This is a genomic window from Halomonas sp. 3H, from assembly GCF_024206005.1.
GTDB classification, from domain to species: Bacteria; Pseudomonadota; Gammaproteobacteria; order Pseudomonadales; family Halomonadaceae; genus Halomonas; species Halomonas campaniensis.
On the sequence record NZ_CP100360.1, the window covers coordinates 3540652 to 3563594 of the forward strand.

18 protein-coding genes are annotated in these 22943 nt (G+C 69.6%); 11 read left to right on the forward strand and 7 right to left on the reverse strand.

Features of this window, described 5'->3' with window-relative positions; genetic code table 11:
- The first annotated feature begins 45 nt into the window (after positions 1 to 45).
- The 3 genes from NFC98_RS16350 to NFC98_RS16360 all read left to right on the forward strand — a co-directional run bounded on the left by NFC98_RS16350 (position 46) and on the right by NFC98_RS16360 (position 2359).
- Positions 46 to 1182 (forward strand): glycerate kinase, encoded by a 1137-nt coding sequence (locus NFC98_RS16350; RefSeq protein WP_254275960.1) that lies wholly within the window; start codon positions 46 to 48, stop codon positions 1180 to 1182.
- Positions 1183 to 1317: 135 nt separating this feature from the next.
- A complete protein-coding gene (locus NFC98_RS16355; RefSeq protein WP_254275961.1) occupies positions 1318 to 1791 on the forward strand; it encodes a Dps family protein in 474 nt (157 codons plus the stop codon).
- 208 nt (positions 1792 to 1999) lie between these two features.
- Positions 2000 to 2359 (forward strand): hypothetical protein, encoded by a 360-nt coding sequence (locus NFC98_RS16360; RefSeq protein ID WP_254275962.1) that lies wholly within the window; start codon positions 2000 to 2002, stop codon positions 2357 to 2359.
- Here NFC98_RS16360 and NFC98_RS16365 read toward each other — a convergent pair.
- Together NFC98_RS16365 and NFC98_RS16370 are read right to left on the reverse strand one after the other, a co-directional pair.
- Entirely contained in the window at positions 2353 to 3822 is a 1470-nt protein-coding gene (locus NFC98_RS16365; RefSeq protein WP_254275963.1) for an aminoacyl-histidine dipeptidase, read from the reverse strand. The genes NFC98_RS16360 and NFC98_RS16365 overlap by 7 nt on opposite strands.
- Before the next feature lie 173 nt (positions 3823 to 3995).
- Positions 3996 to 6182: a tRNA(Met) cytidine acetyltransferase TmcA gene (locus tag NFC98_RS16370; RefSeq protein WP_254275964.1), complete on the reverse strand. Its 2187-nt coding sequence runs from the start codon at positions 6180 to 6182 to the stop codon at positions 3996 to 3998.
- Positions 6183 to 6540: 358 nt separating this feature from the next.
- Here NFC98_RS16370 and dctP point away from each other — a divergent pair, with 358 nt between their 5' ends.
- The 4 genes from dctP to NFC98_RS16390 all read left to right on the forward strand — a co-directional run bounded on the left by dctP (position 6541) and on the right by NFC98_RS16390 (position 11389).
- Complete coding sequence (gene dctP, locus NFC98_RS16375) at positions 6541 to 7644, forward strand: TRAP transporter substrate-binding protein DctP (protein ID WP_254275965.1); 1104 nt, start codon at positions 6541 to 6543, stop codon at positions 7642 to 7644.
- Positions 7645 to 7710: 66 nt separating this feature from the next.
- Positions 7711 to 8214 (forward strand): TRAP transporter small permease subunit, encoded by a 504-nt coding sequence (locus NFC98_RS16380; RefSeq protein ID WP_254275966.1) that lies wholly within the window; start codon positions 7711 to 7713, stop codon positions 8212 to 8214.
- Entirely contained in the window at positions 8211 to 9542 is a 1332-nt protein-coding gene (locus NFC98_RS16385) for a TRAP transporter large permease subunit (RefSeq protein WP_254275967.1), read from the forward strand. Before NFC98_RS16380 ends, NFC98_RS16385 begins: the two co-directional genes overlap by 4 nt.
- Positions 9543 to 9826: 284 nt before the next feature.
- Positions 9827 to 11389: an iron ABC transporter permease gene (locus NFC98_RS16390; RefSeq protein ID WP_254277866.1), complete on the forward strand. Its 1563-nt coding sequence runs from the start codon at positions 9827 to 9829 to the stop codon at positions 11387 to 11389.
- On the opposite strand, the gene NFC98_RS16395 is transcribed toward NFC98_RS16390, so the two are convergent.
- Positions 11303 to 12478 carry an ABC transporter ATP-binding protein gene (locus NFC98_RS16395; RefSeq protein ID WP_254275968.1) on the reverse strand — a complete coding sequence of 392 codons (1176 nt, stop codon included), beginning with the start codon at positions 12476 to 12478 and terminating at the stop codon, positions 11303 to 11305. The two genes, NFC98_RS16390 and NFC98_RS16395, sit on opposite strands and share 87 nt — an antisense overlap.
- Before the next feature lie 216 nt (positions 12479 to 12694).
- Between NFC98_RS16395 and NFC98_RS16400 the strand changes: the two genes are divergently transcribed.
- Positions 12695 to 13720, forward strand: coding sequence for a Fe(3+) ABC transporter substrate-binding protein (locus NFC98_RS16400; RefSeq protein WP_254277867.1), 1026 nt, complete (start codon positions 12695 to 12697; stop codon positions 13718 to 13720).
- 267 nt (positions 13721 to 13987) lie between these two features.
- On the opposite strand, the gene polA is transcribed toward NFC98_RS16400, so the two are convergent.
- Complete coding sequence (polA, locus tag NFC98_RS16405; protein ID WP_254275969.1) at positions 13988 to 16747, reverse strand: DNA polymerase I; 2760 nt, start codon at positions 16745 to 16747, stop codon at positions 13988 to 13990.
- A gap of 173 nt (positions 16748 to 16920) precedes the next feature.
- Here polA and NFC98_RS16410 point away from each other — a divergent pair, with 173 nt between their 5' ends.
- From NFC98_RS16410 to speA, 3 genes are all read left to right on the forward strand, one after another.
- The gene (locus NFC98_RS16410; RefSeq protein ID WP_254275970.1) at positions 16921 to 17208 is read left to right on the forward strand and encodes a DUF2782 domain-containing protein; all 288 of its coding nucleotides are present in this window, start codon (positions 16921 to 16923) and stop codon (positions 17206 to 17208) included.
- A gap of 86 nt (positions 17209 to 17294) precedes the next feature.
- Complete coding sequence (locus NFC98_RS16415; RefSeq protein ID WP_254275971.1) at positions 17295 to 18254, forward strand: homoserine kinase; 960 nt, start codon at positions 17295 to 17297, stop codon at positions 18252 to 18254.
- Positions 18251 to 20173 (forward strand): biosynthetic arginine decarboxylase, encoded by a 1923-nt coding sequence (gene speA, locus NFC98_RS16420; protein ID WP_254275972.1) that lies wholly within the window; start codon positions 18251 to 18253, stop codon positions 20171 to 20173. The genes NFC98_RS16415 and speA overlap by 4 nt, the downstream gene beginning before the upstream one ends.
- 249 nt (positions 20174 to 20422) lie before the next feature.
- On the opposite strand, the gene NFC98_RS16425 is transcribed toward speA, so the two are convergent.
- The 3 genes from NFC98_RS16425 to NFC98_RS16435 form a co-directional block, all read right to left on the reverse strand.
- The gene (locus NFC98_RS16425) at positions 20423 to 21088 is read right to left on the reverse strand and encodes a fumarylacetoacetate hydrolase family protein (RefSeq protein WP_254275973.1); all 666 of its coding nucleotides are present in this window, start codon (positions 21086 to 21088) and stop codon (positions 20423 to 20425) included.
- 105 nt (positions 21089 to 21193) lie between these two features.
- Positions 21194 to 22192, reverse strand: coding sequence for an ectoine hydroxylase (thpD, locus tag NFC98_RS16430; protein ID WP_254275974.1), 999 nt, complete (start codon positions 22190 to 22192; stop codon positions 21194 to 21196).
- 169 nt (positions 22193 to 22361) lie between these two features.
- Positions 22362 to 22913 (reverse strand): gamma carbonic anhydrase family protein, encoded by a 552-nt coding sequence (locus NFC98_RS16435; protein WP_254275975.1) that lies wholly within the window; start codon positions 22911 to 22913, stop codon positions 22362 to 22364.
- Positions 22914 to 22943: the final 30 nt, after the last annotated feature.

Here is a 22943-nt window from a genome sequence, read left to right on the forward strand (position 1 = left end):
CGGGAGGGCTAAGCTGGGCCGGAAACCCGCGACACGAGCCCGCCCATGAAGATCCTCATCTGCCCGGATAGTTTCAAGGATGCCCTGCCTGCCGAGGCGGCGGCCCATGCCATCGCCTGCGGCATCCGGCGCCTCGGCGGCGACATCACCAGCGTCGAGTGCCCGCTGGCAGATGGCGGGGAGGGCAGCCTGGACGCCCTGCTGGCCGCCACCGGGGCCGAACGGCGCACCGCCCGGGTGCACGACGCCCTGGGGCGCGAGACCCGGGCCGACTGGGGCTGGCAGGCGGGCAGCCGCACCGCCTATGTGGAGCTGGCCGAGGCCAGCGGCCTCCAGGCACTGGCCCCGGCCGAGCGCACCGCCCTGCACAGCACCACCCTGGGCGTGGGCGAGCTGATCCGCGAGGCGCTGGACGCCGGCGCCGAGCGGCTGCTGCTCACCCTGGGCGGCAGCGCCACCAACGACGGCGGCGCCGGCATGCTGGAGGCGCTGGGCGCCCGGCTCCTGGATGCCGACGGAGGCGACCTGCCTCCCGGCGGCGCCGCACTCGCACAGTTGGCCGAGCTCGACCTCTCGGGGCTGGATCCGCGGCTGGCCGACCTTCGGGTGGAGACCGCCGTGGACGTGGACAATCCCCTGCTGGGTGAGCGGGGTGCCAGCGCCGTGTTCGGCCCCCAGAAGGGTGCCACCCCGGACGATGTCGTGCGGCTGGACGCCGCTCTGGAACGCTTCGCCGATGTGACCGCCGCGGCCCTGGGCGAGGAGCATCGCGAGCTGCCCGGTGCCGGGGCCGCCGGCGGCATGGGCTTCGCCGCCCGCGCCTTCCTGGGCGCCACCCTGCGCCCGGGCATCGAACTGGTGATGGCCCAGGCCGGCTTCGAGGCGCTGCTGGATGACGCCGACCTGGTGATCACTGGCGAGGGCCAGCTGGACGGCCAGAGCCTGGCCGGCAAGACCCCGGTGGGCGTGGCCCGCGCGGCAAGGGGGAAGGGGGTGCCGGTGGTGGTGCTGGCCGGGCGACTGGCACCGGGCTGGCAGGCCGCCCTCGAGGAGGGGGTTACCGCCGCCTTCGCCCTGGCCGACGGTCCCATGGGGCTGGACGAGGCGCTGGAGCGCTGTGCCGAGCTGCTGGCGGACCGCGCCGAGTCCGTGGTGCGACTGCTCGCCGCATCCAGGGAGTGACCCGGCCCACTTGAAACCCTGCCGGCACGCCGGCATGTCATGCATAGCGGCTATGGTGGCCATGACCATCATTGGCTCTCCGGCCACCCGGCCGGCGGGTTAGACTGTTCCCATCGCGATCAAGGAGGCATCCGCATGAGCAACACCAACACCATCGGCCTGCACGAGGGCAGCGCCAGCCAGCTGGCCGAGAAGCTCAACGAGCTGCTGGCCAACTACCAGATCTTCTACATGAACGTGCGTGGCTACCACTGGAACGTGAAGGGGCCCCAGTTCTTCCAGCTGCACGAGAAGTTCGAGGAGCTCTACACCGACCTGCTGACCAAGGTGGACGAGGTGGCCGAGCGGATCCTGACCCTGGGGCACCAGCCGGTGCACGCCTACAGCGACTACGTGACCATGTCGGGCATCGCCGAGGACAAGAACGTCACCGACGGCGAGGCCTGCGTGCGCGGCGTGCTGAAGGGCTACCAGACCCTGATCGAACTGCAGCGCGAGATCCTCTCGCTGGCCTCCGACGCCGACGACGAGGGCACCGCCGCCCAGGCCGGCGACTATATCCGCGAGCAGGAGAAGACCGTCTGGATGCTGGGCGCCTACCTGGGCTGAGCCTGCCCGGGGTCCAACCGGCGCAACGCCGGCTGCCGTTGCCACGACACCGCCCACGGGCGGTGTCGTCGTTTGCGGTCACCCCTCCGACATTATGAAGAGAATCGGGAACGGGGCCGCGCGGGCCACGGCATGCCGCCGGGAGCGATAGACTTCCCCCAGTACGCAGGGACGAGTGATCGCCCCGAACGAACAGGGAGGAGAGACCATGAACCGACTGCTGCTGGCCACCCTGATGGCCACCCTGGCGCTGGCCATGAGCCTGCCGGCCATGGCGGATCGCCCCCGCCACGGCGGCTACCAGCCCCAGGTACACCACCACTACCACCACCATGACCGCCGCGCCGACCGCGGACGACACCACTATCAGAAGCGCCACAAGGCGGCGAAGCGCAGCAAGCACCGCCACCGCACGCCGAGCCGCATGGTGGAGCACCACTACTACTCGTCACCGCCCCGCTACCGCGAACCCCGCCGGGACTCTCGCCGCTACCATCGCCGCAGCACCGACATCCCGCTGGTGACCGTGGGCGGCTACCCGGCGGTACGCATCCAGGTCAATCACTGAGACGGGCGGGCCAGGTCCTCGACCAGGGCCCGCAGCAGCGTCCAGAACTCCCCCACCGAGGCGATCTCCGCCCGCTCGTCGGGGGAGTGGGCGCCACGGATCAGCGGGCCGAAGGAGATCATCTCCAGGTGCGGGTACTTGCCGCCGAGGATCCCGCACTCCAGCCCCGCATGGATCACCTTGACCGCCGGCTCGCTGCCCAGCCGCTCGCGATGCAGGCGGCAGAAGCGCGCCAGCAGCTCGCTGTCCGTCCGGGGCGTCCAGCCCGGGTAGGCGTTCTCCACCCGCACCCGAGCGCCGATCAGGTCGAAGAGCGCGGCAAAGCGGTCGGCCAGGTCGGCGGTGGCGCTGTCGCGCAGCGAGCGCACCAGGGCGCAGAGGTGGAAGCGGCCCGCCTCCAGGCCGACCACGCCCAGGTTGTTGGAGGTCTCCACCACCCCGGGCACCTCGCTGCTCATCCGCTCCACCCCGCAGGGCGCCGCGTGCAGCGCCGCCACCAGCAGGTGGCTGGCCTGGGCGGTGAGCGCCTCGCCGACCGTCGTCTCCGGGGCCGAGACCGCCAGCGCCAGGCCGTCGTCCACGCCGGCCAGCTCGGCACGAAGCTCCGCCTCCAGGGCGGCGACCCGCTCCGCCACCGCCTCACGCCGGTCGGCCGGCAGGGCCAGGGTGGCGAAGGCCTCCCGCGGCAGGGCGTTGCGCAGCGTGCCCCCCCGGTAGTCCACCAGGCGCACCTCGCAGCCCTCCAGGGCGCGCAGCACCCGCACCAGCAGCCGGTTGGCGTTGCCCAGCCCCTTGTGGATATCCATGCCCGAGTGACCGCCCTTGAGGCCGGTGAGCGAGAGGCGCAGCGCCACCTCGTCTTCGGTCATGGGGGCGGTGGGCAGCTGGGCCTCCACCACCACGTCGGCGCCGCCGGCACAGCCGATATAGACCTCGCCGCGATCCTCGGAGTCCAGGTTGAGCAGCAGCTGCCCCGCCAGCCACCCCTCGGCCAGGTTCAGCGCCCCGCCCATGGAGGTCTCCTCCTCCAGGGTGAAGAGCGCCTCCAGCGGCCCATGCGCCAGGCTCTCGTCCTCGAGGATCGCCAGCGCCGCGGCCACGCCCAGGCCGTTGTCGGCGCCCAGGGTGGTATCGGTGGCACGCAGCCAGCCATCGTCGCCAATGCGGGTGCGGATCGGGTCGCGGGTGAAGTCGTGGGCGGAGCCGGCGTTGGCCTGGGGCACCATGTCCAGGTGGGCCTGGAGGATCACCCCCGGCGCCGCCTCGCAGCCCGGCGTGGCCGGCTTGCGCAGGCGCAGGTTGCCGAAGGCGTCGCGGTCATGGGGCAGGCCCCGGGCGTCGGCCCACCGTTCGAGGGTCGCCACCAGCGCCGCCTCGTGCCCGGAGGGGCGCGGCGTGTTGCACAGGGTGCGGAAGTGGCGCCACAGCGGCTGCGGCTCGAGCCGCTCGAGATGTTCGTTCATGAGGTGTCTGCTCTGCGATAACCGGCCTACCTTACTCAGCCCGCCCGGACAGGGGAAGCAGCAGCGATGGTATGGCTCGGGGCTATTCCGGCGACAAACCTGCGAGGGGGCGCCATGAACCCCTCCCTGGGGGCTACCTTGACCGTCCCTGGTCCACGGACCCCCTCTTCGGTTTATCCCCGGCGCCCCTCGCCATGAGCGACTGCCACAGCGTCTATCATCGCCGCTGCGGCCTGGCGCAGCCGGGTGGTGACCTCGCGGCGCCCGGAGACGCCGAGCCGGGCGGCCAGCCGCTCGGTGCTCGCCCCCTGGAAGCCCCAGGCCACCAGCAGGCAGAGCGATTCGTCGTCGCCCGCCACGCCCCGCGCCAGGGCGTGGCGCACCAGCGCCTGCAGCGCCGGGCGGACCAGGGCCGGCTCGCGCAGCCCGTAGGCCACGTCCTCCAGGTCGCGGCGGTCGGCGGCATCCGGCGCCGGGCCTTCGCCCTCCGCCAGCAGGGCGGCGGCGATCTCGGGCTCCAGGTCGCACAGCTCGAAGGCCAGCAGCCCCGGCAGGCCGCGCTGGAAGCGCGTGGCCAGTTCCTCCATCAGCCCCTCGCCGCGCTCGCTCAGCGGGCGCGCCACCATCAGCGCATGCTCGCCGGTGGCGGTCTCCCGGGTCAGCCCCAGCCGCACGGCGCGAAAGCCCAGCGAACGCCAGAAGGCGATCAGCCCCGGCTCGGCGCCGAAGCTCGCGCCGAGCAGGTCGATGCCCCCCCGCCGGGCCTCCTCGGCCTCGGCCTCGATTAGCCGACGCCCCAGCCCTTCCCGGCGATGCTCGGCCGCCACGGCGATGCGCACCACTCGCCGTAGCCGCCCGGTCAGCGCCCCGCGGCTGCCGGCGTGGGCGGCCAGCGACTGGGCCATCAGGTGGCCGCGGGGGCGGCGTTCGCCGCGGGCCACCCGCTCGGCCAGCTCGTCCGGAAAGCCGCCCTCGGCGCCGGCGACCAGCACCCCCGCGGGCTGCCCGTCGACCTCCAGGACGCCGAGTTCCACCCCGGGACCGTCGAGCAGGCGGCGCAGGTCGGCGGGGGTGGTGCGGTAGTGGGCCTGCACCAGCAGGCCGAACAGGGTGCGCAGCCGGGCCTCGTCACCGGCCAGCTCGGCGGGCGGCACTCGCCGCCAGGCCGGCGCCGCCGACGACCCGACCGGGGCCGGCTCGGCGTCGAGCAGCAGCAGGCGGTCGACCAGCGGCTCCAGGGGGTCGTCCGGCGCCCAGCGGATCGGCTCGCGCAGGTGCCAGCCCTGCCAGTCGGGGGTCCGACACGCCAGGCGCTCGCGGAAGCGCACCGCAAAGCCACGCCCCGAGCCCTCGTAGCCGTGCAGCGTGGTGGCGAAGGCGATCCGCGGGAAGGCGTCGAGCCACTCGCCGAGCAGCGCCGCAGGAATCGCCGCCGCCTCGTCCACCAGCAGCCGGGCGCCGGCGCCCCCGGCCTCCCCCGCCCGGGCCAGCCGGACCAGTTCATCGGGGGCGACGAAGCGCACCCGCCGGTCCCCCAGCACGAACGCCTGCCCGCGGCGCTGCCCGGCGGGGCAGAGCGCCGCGAGCCGCTCGAACAGCGTGGCGACCGCCGCCGGACGGGGCGCGGTGACGAGGATCTCCCTCTCGCCTGCCGCCAGCAGCCGCGCACAGGCGATGCCCAGCGCCGCACTCTTGCCCCGGCCGCGGTCGGCGGTGAGCACCAGCGGGCGGCGACGGCGCAGGTGCATCAGGCGCGCCACCGCCTCGGCCTGGTCGGCGGTCAGGCAGTCGGGATCGTCGGGCCGGACGGGCGCGGGGCAGGACGGGGCGGAGAGGGTCGGTAGTCGCGGTGGCCGATCGACCGGCCAGTGGATCACCTCGGGGGCCGCCGCCAGGTGCCTGGCCAGCCGCGCCAGATAGCGGCAGGTCAGCTGCTCGGGGCGCCAGGGGTACTCGGCCAGGCGGGCGTAGTCGGCGTCGGGGCGTGCGCCCCAGTCGGGTGGGGTCATCAGCACCAGCAGGCCGCCGGCCCGCAGCGTGCCCGCCAGGGCGCCGAAGGCATCGGGGTCGAAGCCGGCTCCCCGGGAGACCGCATCGACCACCAGCAGGTCCTGCTCGCCACCCAGTCGGGTACGCGCCCTGCCCGGGGTCAGGCAGTCCCCCTCGGCCAGCCCCGACGGGACGTTCGGGGACACCCAGAGCGGGGCCTGCCAGCCACCGGCCTGCCACAGCGCCAGGGCGGCGTGCCGGCAGGCATCGGCACCGCCGGTGAGCCACACCAGACCGCGCCAGCGACGGGCCGACAGGCCGCCGGCATGCCCGAGCAGCGCCTCGACGGCCCGGTCCACGGGCTCAGCCATGGGGGGCCGACCCCGGGGTCATCAACTTTAGTCGCACACCCCCTCCCATTCAACGCAGCCACTGCCCTGCCGCCCGCTTGACCACCGCAAGAAAAAATATGTTAAGAGATTGAAAGTAAAGACAATACCGACCCGCCAGGACAGGCCTTGGTGGCGATTCACCCCCTCCTGCCAGTGTACTTGGCAAGCTATCGATTGTGACAGTGGGCGCGTGCTAGCTTTGATGCTGTCGCCCCGCCTGCCCAGGCGGTCAAGCACCCCCGGCAGGTGACCCCGCCCCGACACGTCCTTCATCCGGGGCGGCATCGGCACGCCGTCTTCTCTACACGAACAGCAACAATCCCCAAGGGAGCACAGCATGAAGAAGATGACCAAGTTTGCCCTCACCGGCCTGGCCGCCGGTGTGGCCCTGGCCGCCCTCTCCGGCACGGCCCAGGCCCAGGAACGCTGGACCATGACCACCACCTGGCCGGACAACCTGGACCTGATCCAGATCGACCGCCACTGGGCCGAGCTGGTCAACAAGCTGGCCGGCGACGAGCTGCAGATCGAGTTCCGCGCCGGCGGCACCCTGATGCCCGGCACCGAGGTCTTCGACGCCACCGAGACCGGCAGCATCGAGGCCGCCGGCGACTGGCCCGGCTACTGGGCCGGCCGCAGCCCGGCCTTCTCCCCGCTGGCCACCACCACCAGCCTGTTCAACGGCATCGACTATCTCAACTGGATCAACCAGTGGGGCGGCTTCGACCTCTACCAGGAGGTCTACGGCGACTACAACATGGTCTACCTGCCCTACGGCATCACCAACAACGAGTCAGGCTTCATGGGCCGCACGCCCATCGAGAGCCTGGCCGACCTGGAAGGCAAGCGCCTGCGTCTCTCCGGCCGTGACCAGGGCCGCGTGCTCGAGGAGCTGGGCGGCTCCCAGGTCACCCTGGCCGGCGGCGAGATCTACCAGGCCATCGAGCGCGGCGTGATCGACGCCGGCGAGTTCTCCACCCCGGGCGTCGACTACAACGCCGGCTTCGCTGAGGTGGTCGAGCACTGGTCGGTACCCGGCTGGCACCAGTCCGCCAGCGTGTTCGGCGTGATGATCAACAAGGACGCCTGGGACGCCCTCTCCGAGGAGACCCAGGAGAAGCTGAAGATCGCCGCCGAGGCGACCATGACCTGGTCGCTGGCCTGGTCCGAGCGCCAGTCCACCGAGGGCACCATCAAGTTCCAGGAGGCCGGCGTGCAGATCAACCAGCTCTCCGAGGAGGAGCTGGCGCGCATCCAGGACATCACCAACGAGGTGATCCTGCGCGGCGCCTGCGAGGACCCGATGCATGCCAAGGTCTATCACTCCATGATCAGCTACCTGGAGCACTACGCGAACTGGCGTGACATCTCCGCGCCGTTCAACATGAGCCGCACCATGGACAACCTGCCGTCTCTGGAAGAGATCGAAGCCTGCCTGTAAGGCCCCTGCCGCCGCCCCGGTGTTCGCACCGGGGCGGCCTGCGTTCCGACGTCGGAGACCGTTCCCATGAATGCGATTGCCAAGGCGATCGACACGCTCAACGAGGCGCTCGGCCGGCTCATCGCGCCGCTGATCGCCGTGATCACGCTGATCGTCCTCTATGACATCGGCCTGCGCTTCTTCGCCGGCCGACCCAGCGACTGGGCCTTCGACATCACCAAGATGCTGTTCGGCGCCCACTTCATGCTGATGGCCGCCTACGGCCTGCGCCATCATGCCCATGTCGAGGTCGACGTGCTCAAGCGCCTGCTCTCGCGCCGCAAGCAGGCGGCGCTGGAGATTCTCGGCTACCTGATCTTCTTCGTGCCCTTCATCTGGATGATGCTGACCCTGGGCTGGAGCTTCTTCATGCGCTCCTGGAGCCGCGGCGAGACCACCTACGGGGTGGTGTCGATCCCGGTCTACCCCATCAAGGGGGTGATCGTGGTGGCGGCCGTGCTGATCCTGCTCCAGGCCGTCGCCATCGTCATCCGTGCCATCCAGCAGCTGCGGGAGGAGAAAACCGCATGAACCTGAGTCCCGAACTGCTCACCCTGGTGATGTTCGGCGGGCTGCTGATCGGCCTGTTCATGGGCCATCCACTGGCCTTCGTGCTGGGCGGCGTGGCCGTCATCGGCGCCTACCTGGGCCCCGGCGAGCGCGTGCTCGGCACCATCATCAACAACATCTACGGCAACGCCATGGACAACTACGTCCTGGTGGCCATTCCGCTCTTCGTGCTGATGGCGCGCTTCCTCAACGACTCGGGGGTCACCGAGAAGATGTTCGAGGCGATGCGCCTGCTGATGGCCAACCTGCGCGGCGGCCTGGCGCTCACCGTGGTCATCGTCTCGGTGCTGCTCGCCGCCACCACCGGCATCGTCGGCGCCTCCATCGCGGTGATGGGCATGATCGCCCTGGCCCCGATGCTCAAGTACCGCTACAACAAGGAGCTCAGCACCGGGGTGATCATGGCCAGCGGCTGCCTGGGCATCCTGATCCCGCCGAGCATCATGCTGATCCTGATGGCCAGCTACTCGCCGGTCTCGGTGGGTGCGCTGTTCGCCGGCGCTCTGGTGCCGGGCGTGATGCTGGGCGCGATGTATGCCCTCTATGTGCTGGTGATCTGCTTCGTGAAGCCCAGCTACGGGCCGCCGGTGCCCGCCGAGGAGCGCGCCGAGACCAGCACCGGCCAGCTGCTGATCATGCTGGCCAAGTACGTGCTGCCGCCCATGTCGCTGATCCTCGGCGTGCTGGGCTCGCTGTTCACCGGCATCGCCACCGCCACCGAGGCCTCGGCCATCGGCGTCGGCATCGCCTTCCTGCTGTTCCTGATCTTCGGCGACCGCAAGGTCTCGACCTGCTTTCGCACCATGATCGAGGCCGGCAAGACCACCACCATGGTGATGCTGGTACTGGTCGGCGCCACCGCCTTCACCGGGGTCTTCTCCCGCGGCGGCGGCATGACGGTGATCAACGACCTGGTCATGGCCATGCCCGGCGGCACCGTGGGCGCACTGATCTTCATGCTGTTCCTGGTGTTCATCCTGGGCATGTTCCTGGACTGGACCGGCATCGTGCTGCTGAGCTTCCCGATCATGCTGCCGATCGTCGCCGACATGGGTGTCGACGTGCTGTGGTTCGTGGTGATGGTGGCGGTGGTGCTGCAGACCTCCTTCCTGACCCCGCCGTTCGGCTATGCGCTGTTCTACATGAAGGGCGTGGCGCCACCGGGAATCGAGATCGTCGACCTCTACAAGGCGGTGCTACCCTTCGTGGCGCTGATCGTGCTGGCCTGCGTGCTGATGGCCTTCTTCCCGGCACTGGTCACCGGCCTGCCGGCGATGCTGCTGGGCTGAGGCTAGTCCCTCCCGCCACAGAGCGCCCGCCGTGACGACACGGCGGGCGCTTTGCATTGACGCCCGTCAGCCGAACGCGGCTGCAGCCGCTCGGCGCACCTGATACTATTCCCCACCGTCAACGCAACTCATTTGCAACTGCTCTGCAAGGAGTCACCCGCTTGTCTAGATCCAGCAGTGGCGGCCTGCCCGCCGCGAAGCGCCGGCTGATCCCCCACCTGCCCCCCTGGACGATACTCCTGCTCGGGATTGCCCTGATCGTGGCGCTGCCGATCCTCTCCATCATGGCGCACATCGTCATGCCGACGGGCGGCGTCTGGCAGCACCTGGCCAGCACCGTCCTGCCGCGCTACCTGGCCAACACCCTCTTCCTTGTCATCACGGTGGGGATCGGCACCCTGGTGATCGGGACCGGCACCGCCTGGCTGGTGGTGATGTGCCGCTTCCCCGGGCGCCGGCTGTTCGAGTGGGCGCTGCTGCTGCCGCTGGCCGTGCCCACCTATGTGATCGCCTATGCCTACACCGACTTCCTGCAGTTCTCCGGCCCGCTGCAGAGCTGGCTGCGCGAGCTCTTCGGCTGGAGCCACGGCGACTACTGGTTTCCCGCCATCCGCTCCCTGGGCGGGGCCGCGACGCTGATCACCCTGGTGCTCTATCCCTATGTCTACCTGCTGGCCCGCGCCTCCTTCATGGAGCAGTCGGTCTGCATGCTCGACGTGGGCCGCTCCCTGGGGCGGGGCCCCTGGCGGCTGTTCGGCAGCGTGGCGATCCCCCTGGCACGGCCGGCGCTGATCGGCGGCGTGTCGCTGGTGCTGATGGAGACGCTCAACGAGTTCGGGGCGGTCCAGTACTTCGGCGTGGACACCTTCACCACCGGCATCTATCGCACCTGGTTCGGGCTCGGGGAGCAGGTCGCCGCCGCCCAGCTGGCGGCCTGCCTGCTGGCCTTCGTCATCGCGCTGGTGCTGCTGGAACGCTGGTCGCGGGGCAAGCGGCGCTACTTCCACACCTCCAGCCGCTACCAGCAGCTGCCCGAGTTCCACCTGGGGGGCTGGCGTGCCGCCGGCGCCTTCCTGGCCTGCCTGCTGCCGATCCTGGGCGGCTTCCTGATCCCCAGCGGCATCCTCACCCAGCTGGCCATCGAGCAGGGCGACGCCCTGTTCGGCACCCGCTTCCTGACCTACGCCCGCAACAGCCTGGTGCTGGCCACCGTCGCCTCGCTGGTCGCGGTGGCCCTGGCCGTCGTGCTGAGCTATGGGGTGCGCCTCAACGACACCCGGCTGACCAGCACCGCCGCCCGCATCGCGGCGATGGGCTATGCGATTCCGGGCTCGGTGGTGGCGGTGGGCATCCTGATCCCCTTCGCCTGGCTCGACAACACCATCAATACCTGGCTACTGGAGCACGGCGGAGAGGTGATCGGCCTGATCTTCAGCGGCTCGGCGTTCATCCTGATCTACGCCTACGTGGTCCGCTTCCTGGCCGTCTCGTTCAATGCCGTGGAGGCAAGCCTGGGCAAGGTCACGCCGAGCATGGATGCCGCGGCACGCACCCTGGGGCAGACCGCCACCGGCACGCTGCGACGCGTGCATACGCCGATCATGCGGGGCAGCCTGCTGGCGGCCTGTATCCTGGTGTTCGTGGACGTGATGAAGGAGCTGCCGGCGACCATCATCCTGCGCCCCTTCAACTTCGATACGCTAGCGGTGAGGGCTCACAGCCTGGCGGCCGACGAGCGGCTCGCCGAGGCCTCCACGGCGTCACTGGCCATCGTCGTCGTAGGCATAGTCCCGGTGATCCTGCTCAGCCTGGCGATGCGCCGCTCCCGGCCCGGCAGCAGCAATTGAGGGGAAGACGAATACCTGGGAGGGGTCCAGCCGCAGCGTCACCGGCTGTCCCTCTGCAGGCAGGAAGACACCGGGCATGCGGGCGTGGACGTGGGCCTCTTCCCCGTCGGGCCCATGGGCGCAGATGTGCAGCAGGCTGGTGCGCCCCAGCAGCTTGGCCATGACGACATGGCTGTACCGGTGCGACTCCCGCGGCGCATCCAGTACCGCGACCTGCAGGGCTTCCGGACGCACCATCACCCTCGCCTCGCAGCCATCGGCCAGCCAGCCGGCCTCGACATTGCCCACCGGCGTGCTGATGACGCCGTCGCGAACCACGCCCGAGAGCTCGTTCACCTCGCCGAAGAACGACACCACGAAGGGGTCATTGGGCGTGCAGTAGAGCTCGCGCGGCGTGCCCATCTGGATGATTCGGCCATCGCACATCAGCGCGATGCGGTCGGCCATGAACATCGCCTCTTCCGGATCGTGGGTCACCAGCAGCGTGGCGGCCCCCACCTTCTTGAGCACGTGGAGGGTGTCGTCACGGATCTGGTCGCGAAGGCGCGCATCGAGGCTGGAGAAGGGCTCGTCGAGCAGCATCAGCTGCGGCTCCGGCGCCAGGGCACGGGCCAGGGCCACGCGCTGCTGCTGTCCGCCGGAGAGCATGTGCGGGTAGCTGTCGGCATGGGCCGCCATGCCCAGCTGCTCGAGCAGCGCCAGGGCCCGACGGCGGCGCTCGCGGCCGGGCAGGCGCTTGAGGCCGAAGGTGACGTTCTCCAGCACCGACAGGTGGGGAAACAGGGCCGAGTCCTGGAAGGCCAGGCCGACGCTGCGTTTCTCTGGGGGCAGGGTGTTCCCGCCGGGCCGTGCGACCTCCTGCCCGTCCAGGACCACTCGCCCCTGCTGCAGGGGCTCCAGGCCGGCCGCGATCCGCAGCAGGGTGGTCTTGCCGCAGCCGGACGGCCCCAGCAGGCAGACTACCTCGCCCGGGGCCACTTCCAGGTCGACTCCCTTGACCACGTCGCGCTTGCCGAAGGCATGGTGGATCCCTGCCATCGACAGCGCCAGTTCACGGGGCCCGGAGGCTTGCATGAGATTGTGCTTCATGGGCGTTCTCGACATCGTGCCGGACAACATGGCCCTATCATAACCGATCCCAAGTGTTAATGCGTTTGAAAGACACTCGCATTTCGATCGTTCCCTGCGCCAGCGCAAGAATCCGGCCTCTCCGGGCTTGACGGCTCTCGGCGGAGAGGGTTCAATGGCCACGAGTTAATGCAACGCATTATCATTCCCATTCCTGAGGCACACGAGGTCCCGATGATGAAGCCTGTTCGTTTTGCCGCCCCGCTGGCCGTTGCCCTGGCCGGCTCCGCCTTCGCCACCGCAGCGAGCGCCGATTCGCTCAATGTCTATTCGGCACGTCACTACGATTCCGACGAGGCGCTCTATCAGGCCTTCACCGAAGAGACCGGCATCGAGGTCAACCTCCTGGAAGGCGACTCCGCCCAGCTGATCGAGCGGATCAAGCGCGAGGGCGTGGCCAGCCCGGCCGACGTGATGATCACCGTGGACGCCGGCAACCTCTGGCGCGCCGAGCAGGACGGCATCTTCCAGGGGGTCGAGTCAGCGGTGCTGGACGAGCGCCTGCCGTCGTCCATGCGCCACCCGGAGGGGCTGTGGTTCGGCTTCAGCCAGCGGGCGCGGGTCATCTTCTATGATCGCGAGGACTTCGATCCGAGCCGGGTCGCCAGCTACGAGGACCTTGCCGATCCCGAGCTCGAGGGCCAGGTCTGCATCCGCTCCTCCAACAATATCTACAACCAGTCCCTGATGGCCTCTCTGATCGAGCACCATGGGGCCGAGGGGGCCGAGGAGTGGGCCCAGGGGGTCGTGGCCAACCTGGCACGCGACCCCGAAGGCGGCGACACCGACCAGATCAAGGCCGTGGCCAGCGGCGAGTGCAACCTCGCGCTGGCCAACCACTACTACTATGTTCGCCTGCTGCACTCGGACAGCGAGGCCGATCGCGAGGCCGCCCGGCGGGTCGGCGTGATCTTCCCCAATCAGGACGGCCGCGGCACCCACATCAACGTCGGCGGGGCCGGCGTAGTCGAGGGCGCGCCGAACCGCGACAACGCCGTGCGCTTCCTGGAGTTCCTGGCCTCCGATACCGCCCAGGAGATCTTTGCCAACGGCAACTACGAGTTCCCGGCGGTCGAGGGCGTCAAGAAGAACCCGGTGCTGGAGTCCTGGGGCGACTTCAAGAAGGACGACCTCAACATCAGCATCCTGGGCGAGAACAACCCCGAGGCGATTCGCATCTTCGATCGCGCCGGCTGGCGCTGAGCCTTCCGGCCCCCGCCCCAACCCGAAACGCCACCGCAGCCGCGGTGGCGTTTCTTTATTTGGTTCATCACTCCGTGGCGGGCTCTTCCGTGTAGGAGGGAGGCTCCGCATCGCGACGGGAGGCCGAAGGCCTCCTGGCGGAGACTGCAGCACCTTCAATGGCTCCACCGGGCCCCTGTCGGCGCCAGTCGCGCAGCGGAGCTGCCCTCCTACATATTGACGTCACACCGATGCCACGCTGGCCGATTATCGGGCCCGTTATTTGTATCAGTGGGCCTCGTCCCAGTTCGCCCCACTCTCCGCCTCGACGATCAGCGGCACGCTGAGCGACGCGGCGGCCTGCATGCGCCCCTTCACCTGCTCGATGAAGCGCTCCACCTGCCCCTCGGCCACCTCGAACACCAGTTCGTCGTGGACCTGCATCACCATCCAGGCGTCCATCTCGCCGGCCGCCAACCAGGCGTCCACGTCGATCATCGCCCGCTTGATGATGTCCGCCGCGGTGCCCTGCATGGGAGCGTTGATCGCCGTGCGCTCGGCGCCCTGGCGGCGGGCGCGGTTCTGGGAGTGGATCTCCGGCAGGTAGAGGCGCCGGCCGAACACCGTCTCGACGAAGCCGTCCTCTGCCGCCTGGGTACGGATGCGCTCCATGTAGCGGGCCACCCCGGGGTAGCGGTCGAAGTAGCGCTCGATCCAGGTCTGGGCCTGGTTGCGCTCGATATGCAGCTGGCGACCCAGGCCCCAGGCGCTCATGCCGTAGATCAGCCCGAAGTTGATCGCCTTGGCGCTGCGCCGCTGGTCGCCCGAGACCTTCTCCAGGGGCACCCCGAACACCTCCGCGGCGGTGGCGGCATGGATATCGCGCCCCTCGGCGAAGGCCTCGAGCAGCCCCCTGTCCTCGGAGAGGTGCGCCATGATGCGCAGCTCGATCTGGGAGTAGTCGGCGGCGACGATGCGGTAGCCGGGCCGGGCGATGAAGGCCTGGCGGATCTTGCGCCCCTCCTCGGTCCTGATCGGGATGTTCTGCAGGTTGGGGTCGCTGGAGGAGAGCCGCCCGGTGGCGGTGACCGCCTGGTGATAGCTGGTGTGCAGCCTGCCGGTTGCCTTGTTCACCAGCCGCGGCAGCTTGTCGGTGTAGGTGGACTTGAGCTTGGCCAGGCCGCGGTGCTCCATGATCACCTTGGGCAGCGGGTAGTCCAGCGCCAGCTCCTCGAGCACGGCCTCGGCGGTGGAGGGGGCCCCCTTGGGGGTCTTCTTGATCACCGGAATCTTCTGCTCCTCGAAGAGGATCTGGCCGAGCTGCTTGGGCGAGCCCAGGTTGAACTCGCGCCCGGCCAACTCGTGGGCACGGGCCTCCAGCTCACGGATGCGCCCCTCGAGCTCGCGGCTCTGGGTATGCAGCCGCTCGGGGTCCAGCGCCACGCCGGTGCGCTCCATGCGCGACAGCACCGGCACCAGCGGCAGCTCGATCGTCTCCAGCACCTCGGCCAGGCGCCCGGTGGCCGTGAGGCGCGGGCGCAGCTCGCCGTGCAGGCGCAGGGTGATGTCGACGTCCTCGCAGGCATAGGGAGCCGCCTGCTCCAGGGCGATCTGGTTGAAGGTGAGCTGCTTGGCGCCCTTGCCGGCGATCTCCTCGAAGGAGACGGTCTTCTCCCCCAGGTACTTGAGCGCCAGGGAGTCCATGTCGTGGCGGGTGGCGGTGGAGTCGAGCACGTAGGACTCCAGCATGGTGTCCTCCAGGGGCCCCGCCACCACGATGCCCTGGCTCGCCAGCACCGAGATGTCGTACTTGAGGTTCTGACCGATCTTGGTCTTCCCGGCGTCCTCCAGCAGCGGCTTGAGGGCGGCCAGCACGGCATCGCGGTCGAGCTGCGCGGGGGCGTCCAGGTAGTCGTGGGCCAGCGGGATGTAGGCCGCCTCTCCCGCCTGAAGCGCCAGCCCCACCCCGACGATCTCGGCCTCCATGTAGTTCAGGCTGGTGGTCTCCAGGTCGAAGCAGAAGGCCTCGGCCGCCCTCAGGCGCTCGAGCCAGGCGTCCAGCTCGGCCTGCTCGAGAATCACCTGGTCCTCGCGAGGAGCGCTGCCAGGGGGCGCGTCGGCATCGGCCGGGGTCGCGCTGCCACCGGTCACGTCATCCACCCCGACGTCGCTGCCCTCCAGCAGCTCGGCGAGCCAGGCCTTGAACTCGAACTCGCGGTAGAGCTCGAGGAGCGCCTCGCGGTCAGGGTGAGCGATGTCCAGGTCGTCGAGGCCCACCGGCAACTCGCAGTCCGTCTTGATGGTGGCCAGCTGGTAGGAGAGGAACGCCTGGTCGCGGTGCTCCTCGAGCTTCTTCGGCAGCGTCTTGGCACCGCGGAAGTCGAGTTCCTTGATCTTCTCCAGATCCGCATAGATGGCATCCAGGCCACCGCCCACGCCCTGCAGCAGGCCCAGCGCGGTCTTCTCGCCCACGCCGGGCACCCCGGGGATGTTGTCGACCTTGTCGCCCATCAGCGCCAGGAAGTCGATGATCAGCGCAGGCTCCAGGCCGAACTTCGCCTTCACGCCGGCCACGTCCAGGGTCTCATCCTTCATGGTGTTGACCAGGGTGATGTGCGCATTGACCAGCTGGGCCATGTCCTTGTCGCCGGTGGAGATCACCGCGTCGCGGCCGGCCTCGGTGGCCTGGCGGGCCAGGGTGCCGATGACGTCGTCGGCCTCCACCCCGTCGATGCAGAGCAGCGGCAGGCCCAGCGCCCTGACGCAGGCATGCAGCGGCGCCACCTGGGAGCGCAGGTCGTCGGGCATCGGCGGGCGATGGGCCTTGTACTGCTCGAACAGCTCGTCGCGGAAGGTCTTTCCCGGGGCGTCGAAGACCACCGCCATGGGACTGTCCGGATAGTCCTTGATCAGCCGCTTGAGCATGTTGAGCACGCCCTTGATGGCGCCGGTGGGCTGCCCCGAGGAGGTGGTCAGCGGCGGCAGGGCGTGGAAGGCGCGGTAGAGGTAGGAAGAACCGTCGACGAGAACGATGGGCGTGTCGGCCATGTATCGGCATCCATTGGGTCGGTGCACCCGGCAGGTGCAGGGGATCGTGATTCTGGTCATCCATGATACGCATTGCGGCCGCGTTTTGCCGCGGGTGGTGGGCAGCGTGCGCCGTGCGCCTTACACTGCGGGTATCTCCCCTCGCCCCTGCCACCGGCAGCCAGGAGGCCACCATGATCGTGACACGCACCCTTATCGCCCTGCTGATGGGACTCACCCTGGTCGCCACCGGGCCCGCCCTGGCCCAGTCCTCCGCCGAGCTGGAGCCGGATATCACCATCCGCCAGGAGGAGGATCGCACCATCCGCGAGTACCGCATCAACGGCGAGCTCTACGCCATCGAGATCCGCCCCTCCCGCGGCCCCTCCTACTACCTGGTGGACCATGACGGCGACGGCAACTTCGAGCGCCAGGAGGGCGACCGCATCGCCGTGCCCCAGTGGATCCTGCGGACGTTCTGATCAGGGGCTTTAACAGGGTCGGGACGCGTGCATCACTCGGCCAAGTCGCTACAATAGGCGGCTTGGCATTCCCGGGTGAGAGACACATGGCCGTATTCACACCGCTTACCGAGACCCAGGTCGCGGACTTCCTGGCACAGTTCGATGCCGGCTCGCTGGTCTCCCTGGAAGGCGTGCCCGCCGGCACCGAGAACAGCACCTTCTTCGTCACCACCGACCGGCGCGAGCTGGTGCTGACGCTGTTCGAGCAGGGTGAGCACGAGGAGCTGCCGTTCTTCGTCGACCTGCTCGACTACCTGGATGAGCACCGCCTCCCGGTGCCGGGGCCCCTGCACGACCGCGACGGCGTGGCGCTGCACAGCCTGGCCGGCAAGCCGGCACTGCTCTTCCCGCGGCTGCCGGGCCGGCACCCCAGGAATCCCAACCTGGCCCAGTGCCGGGCCCTGGGCGACGCCTTGGGCCATATGCACAAGGTCTCGCAGCGCTTCCCCGGCCACCGCCCCAACCCGCGCGACCTCCACTGGCTGCTGCCCATGCACCACAAGGTGCTGGTCTACCTCTCGCCGGAAGACCAGACGCTGATGAAGGACGAGGTGGAGACCTACCAGGGCTTCTTCGGCGATGCCCCGGCGCTGCCTCAGGGCGCCCTGCACGGCGACCTGTTCCGCGACAACACCCTGTTCGAGGGCGACCGCCTGGGCGGGCTGATCGACTTCTACAACGGCTGCACGGGCGACCTGCTGTTCGACCTGGCCATCGTCATCAACGACTGGGCCACCGAGCCCGACGGCCGGTTGAATGCCGAGCGCCACGACGCCCTGCTCGGTGCCTACCAGGCCCGCCGGCCGCTCACCGCCGCCGAGCGCGACGCCTGGCCGATGATGCTGCGCATGACCGCGCTGCGCTACTGGCTCTCGCGGCTGCTGGTGGTCTACGTGGACCCGCCGGCCCACGACCTGACGCCCCATGACCCCGAGCAGTTCCGCTCCATCCTGCTGGCGCGCCTGGAACACGGCGCGCTGCCCCTACCCGAGGTGAATGCATGAGTCTCGCCATGGCCAGTGCCGGCAGCCCGGCGAAGCGCGCACGCCGCGTCTGGAATATCGACCAGTGGGGCAGCGGCTACTACGACGTGGACGACTCGGGGCATGCCCTGGTGCGCCCCCTGGGCAGCGAGGCCGAGGGCCCGGCCCTGCCACTGGACGAGCTGGTCGCCGAGCTCAAGCGCGCCGGCCTGCGCCTGCCGGTGCTGGTGCGCTTCACCGACATCCTCCACGACCGGGTCGAGCAGCTGTGCGCCGCCTTCGATACCGCCATGCAGGAGGAGGCCTTCGGCGGCGGCTACACCGCCGTCTACCCGATCAAGGTCAACCAGCAGCGCCGGGTGGTCGAGGAGATCCTCGCCACCCAGGAGCGTGGCCGCGGCCGCGTCGGCCTGGAGGCCGGCAGCAAGCCGGAGCTGCTCGCCGTGCTGGCCCTCTCCGGGGACGGCCCCTCGCTGATCGTCTGCAACGGGTACAAGGATCGCGAGTACGTGCGCCTGGCATTGATGGGCGAGAAGCTCGGCCACCGGGTCTACCTGGTGGTGGAGAAGCTCTCCGAGCTGCCGCTGATCCTGGAGGAGGCCGAGCGCATCGGCGTCAGGCCGCGGATCGGCCTGCGCGCCCGCCTGGCCACCGTGGGCCGGGGCCGCTGGCAGAACACCGGCGGGGAGAAGTCCAAGTTCGGCCTCACCGCCAGCCAGATCCTGACGGTGGTGGACCAGCTGCGCGAGGCCGATGCCCTGGCCAGCCTGCAGCTGGTGCACTTTCACCTGGGCTCCCAGATCGCCAACATCCGCGACATCCAGGGCGGTCTGCGCGAGTGCGCGCGTTTCTACCAGAGCCTGGTGGAGCTGGGCGCCCCGGTGGACACCGTGGACGTGGGCGGGGGCCTCGGCGTCGACTACGAAGGCACCCGCTCGCGCAGCTTCTGCTCCGCCAACTACTCGATGCTCGAGTACGCCCGCAACGTGGTCTACGCCTTCCGCCAGGCCTGCCAGGAGCAGGGGCTACCCGAACCGCACCTGATCAGCGAGTCGGGCCGCGCCCTGACCGCCCACCACGCGGTGCTGATCACCAACGTGATCGGCGAGGAACGGGTCAGCGAGCAGGCACCGGAGCGGCGGGTCGAGGGCGACCCCCAGGTGGACGAGCTGTGGCGGGTCCATGACCTGCTGCATGCCCAGGTGGAGCCGCGGGGCCTGGTCGAGGCCTGGCACGACCTGGTGCAGGCCATGGGCGAGCTCCACGAGCGCTTCGTGATCGGCATGACCGACATCAACGCCCGCGCCGAGGGCGAGGCCGTCTACTTCGCCGCCTGCGCCCGCCTGCGCTCGCGCCTGGATACCCGCAACCGGGCCCATCGCGAGATCTCCGACGAGCTGGCCGAGAAGCTCGCCGACAAGCTGTTCGTCAACTTCTCGCTGTTCCAGTCGGTGCCCGATGTCTGGGGCATCCAGCAGATCTTCCCGGTGCTGCCGCTGGCCGGCCTCGACCGCGAGCCCGAGCGCCGCGGAGTCATCCAGGACATCACCTGCGACTCCGACGGCCGCATCGACGGCTATGTGGACGGCCAGGGCGTCGAGACCACCCTGCCCCTGCCCGAGTGGCAGGAGGGCGAGGAGAAGCTGCTGGGCTTCTTCCTGGTGGGCGCCTACCAGGAGATCCTCGGCGACCTGCACAACCTGTTTGGCGACACCGACTCGGTGGACGCCGCCCTGGACGATAACGGTAGCTGGGTGATCAGCCACGTGCAGCAGGGCGACCGGGTCGCCGACGTGCTGGGCTACGTGAACTTCGATGCCGAGGTGCTGCGCAACAACCTGGCCGAGCAGCTGGCCGGCAGCGGCCTCGACGAGCAGGAGCAGCAGCGCTTCCTCGACGACCTCTCCGAGGGCATCGCCGGGTACACCTACCTGGAATAAGCGCTCAGCTTGATCGCCATGAGAGGGCGCCGGGGACAGAACGAAGAGGGGGTCCTACGCTAGGGGTGAGGAGCATTGCTCCGAACGGGCTGGCCATGGATGGCCAGCACCGGACCTGCAAGCGGAGCGGGACGCGAGAGCGAAGCAGGGCGTCGGTAGCGCCCAAGGAAGGGTTCACAGCGCCCCCTCGCAGTTCTGTCGCCGGGAAAGCCCCGAGCGGTGCTACTCGAGGCAAGAAACAGCGAATCCCTACTCCGCCACGCGGGTGGTGAACTCCAGGCCGCCGGTCAGGGTGAAGTGCAGCTCGGCGCCGCGGGGCAGCGGTCCGACGCCGGCCGGGGTGCCGGTGAGCACCACGTCGCCCGGCTGCAGGGTGAAGTGACGGCTCATCTCCGCCACCAGGGTCGCCACCGGGAACAGCATGTCCGCCCCCTCGCCGTGCTGGCGCAGCTCCCCGTCGATCTCCAGGGTGAAGGCCAGGGCGCTCCAGTTGGGCACCTGGGAGAGCGGCAGGAAGGCGGAGAGCGGACAGGCCCCGTCGAAGGCCTTGGCGATCTCCCAGGGGTGCCCCTTCTCCTTCAGGCGGGTCTGCAGGTCCCGCAGGGTCAAGTCCAGCCCCAGGCCGATGCCCACCACGGCGCGTTCGGCCTCGTCGGCGGTGGCGTGGGAAAGCTCCTCGCCGATCAGCAGCGCCAGCTCGGTCTCGTAGTGAACCTCGCCCCGCGAGAAGGGCGCGTCCAGAGGCTCCTCCAGGGGAACGGCGCTGGTCGCCGGCTTGATGAACAGCAGCGGCTCGCTGGGCACCGGATTGTCCAGTTCCCGGGCATGATCGGCATAGTTGCGGCCGACACAGACGATCTTGCCTAGCGCGTGGGGAAACTCCTGGCCATCGGTAAAACGTGGAACAAAGCGCATGGCGGGTCTTCTCCTTCTCGTTATGCGTGCCGCCTCGCGGCGACAAGCCCCACAGTCTACCGCACCCGGCGCCCGGTACCACCTCCGCGGGCCGGACGGGTTGCCTCACCCCTCCGGCGACCAGGCCTCGTCGGGATCATGCGCCAGGAAGCCCGGCCGGCGGCGTCGGGCCGCGAAGGGAGCCTGACAGCGGTTGTCGCGACGATTGTAGACGAAGAACACGTTGCTGCGCGGATCCGGGGACATGTTGGCATTGGAGCCGTGCAGCACGTTGCAGTCGAACAGCAGCAGGCCCCCGGCGGCCCCGGTGGGTGCCTCGATGCCGTGGCGCGCCACCAGGGCGGCGAGCGCCTCGCGGCCCGGCACGCCGAGCTCCTGCGCCTTCAGCGACTGCCGGTGGTTGTCGTCCGGCGTCTCGCCCAGGCAGGGCACGAACACCCGATGGGAGCCGGGCACCAGCATCAGCGGACCGTTGAAGTGGTGGTTGTCGGTGAGCACGAGGGAGGCGCTCACCGCATGCATGGCGGGCATGCCATCTTCGGCGTGCCAGGTCTCGAAGTCGGAGTGCCAGTTGAAGCCCTTGCCCTCGAAGCCGGGCTTGTAGTTGATCCGCGACTGGTGCACGTAGGGCTCGCCGCCGAGGATCTGGCGGGCGCGGCCCACCAGGCGTGCGTCCCGAGCCAGCCGGCCGAGCCGCTCGGAGAGGAAGTGCACCGCGAACAGCGAGCGGATCTCGTTGCCGGATGGCTCGGTGATGGAGAAGTCGCGCCCCCGGAAGTCATCGCGCTCCAGCAGCGCGGCAAGCTCCCGGCGCAGGGCGTCGAGCTCCTCGCCGCCGATGAAGCCAGGCTCGAAGAGGAAGCCCTGCCGGTCGAACGCGTCGAGTTGCGCCTGGCTCAGCGGGCCGTCATCGGCGCGCCCCTTGACCACCGCCTCGCGGCGATTGAGCCATGGCATGTCCAGCGGCTCCGAGAGGCGGGTCGGGTAGGGGTCCTCCCCCGGGCGCGGCGCGCTCCTCACGCGGCTCTGGGGATCCGGCGAGTCCACCACGGTGCGATGGGTAACGGTTTCTTGCAGCGTACGGTCAGACGTCTTGACTGACATCCAATCACCTCCTGTGTTTCCGTGACCAGTTTCAGCAAGCATTCCGACGGCAAGACAGCCGCGGGCGACCCCCGCGAAGGCGCCGCAGGAGGTGAGGTAGGGATGCCCGGTGCCGGTTTCAAGGCCCGCTGCGGCGTGGCCAACCGGGAGCCGTCATGGCGGGCGGGGCTCAGCCCTCCCGGGCGGCGAGATACTCGTCCTTGAGCCTGACGTAGTTGCCGGCGGTATAGGGGAAGAAGGCGCGCTCCTTCTCCTTGAGCGGGCGCAGCGCCCGAGCCGGGTTGCCGGCGTAGACATGGCCGCTCTCCAGGCGCTTGCCCGGGGTCACCACCGCGCCGGCGGCGATGATCACCTCGTCCTCGACCACGGCGCCGTCCATCACGATGGCACCCATGCCCACCAGGATGCGGCTGCCCAGTGTCGCGCCGTGGAGGATCGCCTTGTGGCCGATGGTGACGTCGTCGCCGATGGTCAGCGGGAAGCCGCCGGGGTTGAAGTCGCTGGCGTGGGTGATGTGTAGCACGCAGCCGTCCTGCACGCTTACGCGGGCGCCGATGCGGATACGGTGCATGTCGCCACGCACCACCGCCATGGGCCACACCGAGCTGTCGTCGCCCAGCACCACGTCGCCCAGCACCAGGCTGGCGGGGTCGATGTAGACCCGCTCGCCCAGGGTGGGAGTCGTGCCCTGCCAGGCGCGGATCGCCGTCGTCTCGCTCATCGTCGCTTCCTCTTGTGGGTTCAGACCCGT